This is a genomic window from Caballeronia arationis (genome assembly GCF_001544975.2).
In the GTDB taxonomy this organism is placed as follows: domain Bacteria; phylum Pseudomonadota; class Gammaproteobacteria; order Burkholderiales; family Burkholderiaceae; genus Caballeronia; species Caballeronia arationis.
This window is the reverse complement of the sequence record NZ_FCOG02000074.1, coordinates 23,946-30,269: the sequence shown is the minus strand read 5'-3', so window position 1 is coordinate 30,269 and position 6,324 is coordinate 23,946. Positions and strand designations below refer to the sequence as shown.

General features: G+C 60.8%; 7 protein-coding genes. 1 reads left to right on the top strand and 6 read right to left on the bottom strand.

Annotation, left to right across the window (positions count from 1 at the left end; all coding sequences use genetic code 11):
• The coding region (locus tag AWB81_RS29210) for a transposase (RefSeq protein ID WP_144444204.1) at positions 1-375 on the top strand (375 nt) is incomplete at its 5' end.
• Between the two features lie 53 nt (positions 376-428).
• Here the strand turns inward: AWB81_RS29210 and AWB81_RS29205 are convergent.
• From AWB81_RS29205 to AWB81_RS29180, 6 genes are read right to left on the bottom strand one after another with little or no spacing between them, the layout of a single operon-like run.
• Entirely contained in the window at positions 429-1,703 is a 1,275-nt protein-coding gene (locus AWB81_RS29205) for a TIGR02270 family protein (RefSeq protein WP_087135263.1), read from the bottom strand.
• A gap of 9 nt (positions 1,704-1,712) precedes the next feature.
• Entirely contained in the window at positions 1,713-2,768 is a 1,056-nt protein-coding gene (locus AWB81_RS29200; protein WP_062640113.1) for a hypothetical protein, read from the bottom strand.
• Positions 2,769-2,791: 23 nt separating this feature from the next.
• The gene (locus AWB81_RS29195) at positions 2,792-3,904 is read right to left on the bottom strand and encodes a DUF2169 family type VI secretion system accessory protein (RefSeq protein WP_062640111.1); all 1,113 of its coding nucleotides are present in this window, start codon (positions 3,902-3,904) and stop codon (positions 2,792-2,794) included.
• A 32-nt stretch (positions 3,905-3,936) separates the two neighbouring features.
• The gene (locus AWB81_RS29190) at positions 3,937-4,914 is read right to left on the bottom strand and encodes a hypothetical protein (RefSeq protein ID WP_062640109.1); all 978 of its coding nucleotides are present in this window, start codon (positions 4,912-4,914) and stop codon (positions 3,937-3,939) included.
• Between the two features lie 26 nt (positions 4,915-4,940).
• Entirely contained in the window at positions 4,941-5,732 is a 792-nt protein-coding gene (locus tag AWB81_RS29185) for a DUF4150 domain-containing protein (protein ID WP_087135261.1), read from the bottom strand.
• 4 nt (positions 5,733-5,736) lie between these two features.
• A complete protein-coding gene (locus AWB81_RS29180) occupies positions 5,737-6,234 on the bottom strand; it encodes a DUF6484 domain-containing protein (protein ID WP_144444203.1) in 498 nt (165 codons plus the stop codon).
• Between the last annotated feature and the right edge of the window lie 90 nt (positions 6,235-6,324).

The window sequence follows — 6,324 nt, the reverse complement described above, 5'->3', positions numbered from 1 at the left end:
CGCGATCTACTGCACTACAACCTGCAGAGCGTGCGCGCCTATCTGCTTAAGGAAGAGTTTCAACAACTCTGCGAGTACGACTCGCCCACTTGGACCGGGAAGTTCCTCGACCAGTGGTGTACCCAGGTAATGTGTTCACGCATCGAGCCGATGAAGAAATTCGCCCGCACCATCCGCGGCCACCGAGAACTCATTCTTAACTATTTCCGCGCCCGCAAGCAGTTTTCCAGCGGCGTCATCGAGGGGCTAAACAACAAAGCCAAAGTCACTATGAGAAAAGCCTATGGCTTTCGCACCTTCCGCATGACCGAAATCGCGCTCTACCACGCGCTTGGCAAGCTACCTGAACCTGAACTCACCCACAGTTTTTACTGACGAACCCCAGAATTAACGTACCCATTAGTGGAATTAAGGAACCTCAACACAAGCTATCCCGCCGCAAGCCTGCGGGCCTGGCGCCACGCCGGCGCGGTGCAATTGAACAGCCTCGTGCCGGGCATAAGGATGCAAAGATAATGGGCCGCCATTGTGCGCTGCTGCTGGCTGCCGGTCTGCAAGATGTACCTGCAATGGTCTGTTGACGGACTGCGGCCCGCGAGAAGGCGCCCGGCCGCGCTGCCTTCCTTTTGTCTTGCCGCCCACCATTTCATGCACCGATCCGAATCGGGCCATGCGAGTCCTTCTTCGGGGTCCGGCTCAGCATCGATTTCGGCGCCGTTTCCATCCTGCGCTGAATCAGCAACGGGCTTTTCGCGATGCAGACGATCAGCCAGCAGGTCGGCGCCGGTCAGCAACTCGAACGACCGACCCGCGGATCGCGCGATTGCGGCGCAACTCATGAGCTCGATCATCCTGGACACGTATCCCGGTTTTCCGACCATGCTCGCGCCCACCACAATCGAGCGCAAGGATTTTTCCTGCGCAGCAATGCGACTCAAAAAGGAAGCACCCTCGTCGACCGACATGGCCTGCAATCCGAGAAAAGATTCCGATGCAAGTTCGGCATGCAGAAGTTCTTGTTCGGCGAGATGTGCCGCGACCGGGCCGCGCGCACCTAGCAATACCGCCGCCCAGGCCGCCCAGCGGGCGCTCGTCGCTGTCTCGTCGCTGATCGCACGATCCTCGCACAGCACGCGAAACTTCTGCAGCCCTTGAATTCCCGCGGCACGGTAGGCGCACGCGCGAACTGTCGGGTCCGGATCGGAAAGCCACTTGTTCAGACTGTCGCGGAGATCCGCCTCGTGCGCGCTGCATGCCGATATTCCAATGCTACGCAAGAACGGCGACGGCGACCGGAGCAGATCCTGCACCACGCCGCGCAATTGCGCGGCCGATGTCCACTCAAATGCCCCGGCCGCGCTTTCATGCGCGCCGGGAATCGCCTCCGCAACCGCGAGAACGTCCCGCAGAAGCGATCGGTCGCCGATGGTCAGCGCAAGCGCAGTCGCCGCAAAGATTTCGCTTCGGGCGGGCGTGGCAAGCAGTTGCCGTACAAACGGAACCGCCGCGCCTGCACTTAGGCGCACGGCATCGACATGCGCATCCAGACGTTCGTCGACCTGCGCCAGCTCGCCCAGCCGGCAGGAGACCCGGTTGAGCAATCGCTGCCTCAATGGCCACAGCGACGCAGTCTCCATGCAGTGCTGGTCCAATACCGATGGGATGAACGCCGCACGAGGCGGTGTCATTTCAATGAGTGTCATTGCCGGAAATCACGCAACCTCGATCGAGCGGAAGGGCGGCGAAGGCGCGCCCGGCGCCGACCCCAGAATGGACGCCGCGCGCAGCGAAAAGTCCGAGGATGCTTCGCAGACCGCGAGCGGACCGGGCGCATAGCCACGTTCGATCGCTCGCGCGGCGACCACGAGACTCAGGACACCCGCCGCCGCCCCGATGTCTCCAACTGAAGCCGCCGGATACCAGGCGATCAGCCGCTCCCTTCGCGATCGATAAAAACGTGCGGATGCCATCATCGATTCCAGCGCGTGGTAACGCTCTCCGTTCATGTCGGAAATCCGGAAGCTCAGCGCCTGCTCCGGACAGTTGGCGTCGGTCGCGGCGCTTTCCAGCGCCGCGCGCAACGCCGTCCCGGTCGAATAGCGTGAACCAGTTGCCGTGTCACTGTCCGCCTCTTGCGAAACACCGGTGCCAAGGATCATGGCGCGCGCGGACAATCGCGGCCGCGCGCGGGAAAACAGCAGCACCGCGGCCGCCCCTTCCCCTGGGATAACGCCCTGCGGTTGCCCTTCGGCGTGCAGACGGTCGGCCACGGCAAGACGGGCGAGGTCGCCGCGATTGAGCATCGAATCGACGCCGACGACCACACAGCAGCCGCCGCCCTTCCGAGCAAGCAGTTCGCCCGCGAGAGAAATTGCGGCCAGGCCCGATGCCGCACCGCCTTCGAGTACGGTCGACCAAGGGTCGAGGCGACGCCGAACGCTACGTTGAATTCGCTCGATGACATCGTGATGAGAAAGATCACGCAGGTCGGGATGGCTTCGAGACGCGTCCGGCACGATCAACAGCAGAATCGGAGTTTCATTCTCGTCCATTGAATCGGGCATGCACTCTCTCGCGGCACGACCGGCAAGGGAAAGCAGCCAATGGCGGCTCGGGCGCTTGAGCGTTCGCGACACAGGCACAGAAGCACCGATGATGGACTCCCACGGCGCCGGAAGCGGGACGGCCGTCCTGAATCCACTTATGCGGGCGCGAATCGCCGCGCAGGTCTGGATCGCGTTCAGTCCGACGGCGGTGACGGCGCCCATTCCCATAATCAGCATTGGAGATGTCATAACGCGAAGTGGCGAAAAGCCTGTAGCGGACGAACATCGCGGTTGGCAAGAAAGCGTTTGTGGTTCGCGAAGGCGCGCAAGCAGCCGCTCGTTGGATGCCCGACGATGATCTGGCGTAAACGAGGCGCGTTGCGGACCGTGCGCACTGCGATACGCCCGCGCAACACCAGACTGCGTGAGTCGCACTCTAGCACCACGGTGTCGACGCGCAGCATCGACGTCTCCAGCCTGTCATCGAAATAAAGACGAACGGGCACGCTCAGTCGCGGAAGCCGGAATGCCATGGCGCCTTCCGGCGTGAGATTCAAGGTCTGGAATGTTTCTCCTCCGACCAGGGTGCTGCTCTGCTGATCATCCGGCGCGCACTGATAAAAGCTTGGATCGAAGTCCTTCGGCAGACAGGGCCAACGCGACTTCAGCCACTCATCGTCGTAAGTACCCGCCCTGCCCGCCCGGGGCGCCCATACGCGCGCGACCACGCCGATGCCGGCATGGTGCGGAACGTCGCCGCGCCGTGTGATCAAATTGTGCGGGTCTTCCACATTGGGCATCTCGGTCGTCACTGCCGGGTCCGCGGATCGGGCGCCGTGAAATCCAACGCCGACGGGATTGAACGCATAAGTCAGCGATCCGGCGGATTCGTCCGCGCTCTGTCTCGCGCCGCCGAAAGCTCGCTCATAAACGATGGGCATCCTGAGGAACGGTTTCGGCGCCGACGCGGTCTGTCCACGTAGTCCAGCACGCCATTCACGATCTCCGCTGACGACCAGTTGCTTGCGCACATCACCCACGGCGAAGGCTACGACCACCCGCTCCGAGATGCGCCCCTTAGGCGCATACGCCGCAGCATTCACGATCACATCCACGCGCCTCTTTTCGATCGCTACATCGGCCTCCTGCATGATGCTTGACAGGCCCGGAACGCCGTGGCTGACATCGGCGTACAGCATGGGGGGTTGCTTGACGGCGCATTCGAGGCGACCGTCCACGCCGATGACGAAGGTGGCAGAAACGACCAGCGACAGAATTTCCTGGCCATCCGGATCGGGCAAAACCAACGAATCCGCGGCAAAGGGAGTCCAGTTGTGCAATGGAACCGCGATGCTCATGGGCATGCCCTCAAACAGGTTCGTTTACGAACTCACACCCATCGACCGTCGGCGTCGAATCCCATCGGCCAGTACGGGATAGGGGCCAGAAAGTGCGCAAGCTCCATGAGGTTGGCTTCGACCAGCCAGCCGAGCACGAATAGCTGCGGTGCAATGGGCGGACCGAACTCGGCGTTCTCGTTTCGGCTCGCGCATCGCAGCCAATGGCGCCTGATCACCGAAACGACGTCCGGATAGGACGCGGGGCCAGCCGGGCGCCTCCACCACATCTGATGCAAGGCCCTTTCTTCGCTGCGTAGTCGCGCCGTCGTTCGAGTTCGAATCCTGTGCCACCAAGTGAGCGCGTTACGTGCGCAGCGAGTCAGCTCGGCCACGTAATCGTGGAAATCATCTCGGCGGCGAGCGTGTGCCTGGGCGAGCGAAGTTGAACCGCCGATTTTGATGAGAAGATCGTAGGGCTGTTCGATCAGACGCTGGATGCCGGAATCCAGACTCTTGAGATAAGGATGTGCGGCAGGCAAATCGAACCTCAGTGGTCCTTTTTCTGCGCCGCTCGGATCAATGTCCTCGTCATCTTCGGGAACGGGATCGTCATTCCCGACCGGAGAAAAAACGAGTCTCGCCAACCACTCGCTCAGCGCCTGCTGTTTGCCGGACAGCCAATCGAAGCAAAACACAAAAGGCGGCACTTCCTCGCCAGGCTCCGCCGCTGGACCTTCACCCTGCCACTGGTCTTCGTCGGGTTCGTCCTCTGGTTCGGGTTCCGGTGATTCGTTTGCTTCGTTGAGTTTTTTGCATTCGATGTAGTAGTGACGAAACACCGCGATCAACGCGGGATGCGAGACCGAACCACACGGCCAGCGTTGATTAGTTGCGGGAGGATGAATGCGATTCGTAGCAAGCAATTCTTCCGGGATTCCGTTCAAGCGCGCCCACCACGCTTCGCAATCGGGTCGGCTTTGATTCAGCGCTTGCACATATTTTTCGAACAATTGCTCATAGGGATCCATTTGATGCCTCTTACGGAGCGCGCACACTAGCGAAAGACATACTTCATCAGCAACTTGAAGTTATCGATGTAAAAATCCACGACCCAACTCGTTTGGCCACCTTGCGAATCCGAACAGTCCTTGCAATGGGGAACCGTCGAATCAGGATCGTTCGCCCATTCCTGGAATCGGTCGGGATCATGGCATCCTCCGAGTTCCCATGCCAGTGCCATCGGCGGCTGGTGATCCGGCGTGAAGTTCTTCCGGTCAGCGCGGCCCGACGTTTTCCGCCCGCACTCCCAGCAAGGACCGCCCCTGACCACTGCCCTTTGCTCACGATTCGGCTTCGCTTGAATATTCTTTCGAAAATAGTCTTCCGCGCAAGGTTTGCCCGGCTTAACCCACGGAAGCTCGAGAAAATTCACGACGGCGGCGACATCCACGCATCCAAATGGTTCGGAGCCGCAGTTCTGACCCACCAGGTCTCCGTGCCTGCAGACGCCTTTTCCCTCGACCTGCACGGTGAAAGACCACAGCTTGAAATATCCTTTTCCCTTCGTCTTGTGCGTGAGGACGTTGCCACCTTGAGTACCCGCTTCGTTGCCCGTGCTCGTGCTAATTTCGGACTGATCCTCCAGCGCGGTTTCGTTTCCCTGGATCTTGACCGTCTTGCTACCCTTCGCCAGATCGGAAGCCGACAGCGAATTGACATAAGGAATCGGGGCCGGCCCTGCGGGTGGTGGCGGAGGTGACAGGCAGACATCGGCCGGCGCGACACCTTTGCCTCCGCTGCCGGTGTGGAAGAAACCCATCCCTTCGGCGAAGACAGTCGATGCCATCAGTTCAGTTGATCTGCACCGAACCGCCGCATATGCGGTTCACACCATTCGACTGGCTCGACAAATACTCGCCGCGAATGATGATCTTGCCCTTGTTGTTCAGCGTGATGCTGCACTTCCCGCATTGCAGGACAATCTCTTCGTCTGCCCTGATTATGACCCGCTGACCATCGGCGCTCGAGTCATCCTTCGCCCTGTCGGTTGGATTGAGATCGTGTGCCGTGCGGATCACGCCTACGATGACCGGCAACAGGACGTCGTTCCGCTCGAAGAGCAATGCCACATCGGCCCCGATATGCATGGTTCCAACGGCGACCGTCGAGCGCGCGACCAACGCCGCAGAACCAGGCTGACCCGCAAAGGTCACGAGCGGATCGCCCCCGGTCGCTAATCCGACCACGCGTCCCGCGACCAGTCCGCGGCTCGTCTCGCCCGCTCGAATGCCTCGTTCAAGAGGAGGATCGTCAGACCCGGGTGCGGACTCCATATCTCTCGCTGACATGCGCGCTCCTTAAGCAGCTTTCCATCGCTCGGATGAGAACGGGCGTTTCCAATGAATTGACGGCGGATCCGCTGTTCGCAGCGTGACGGA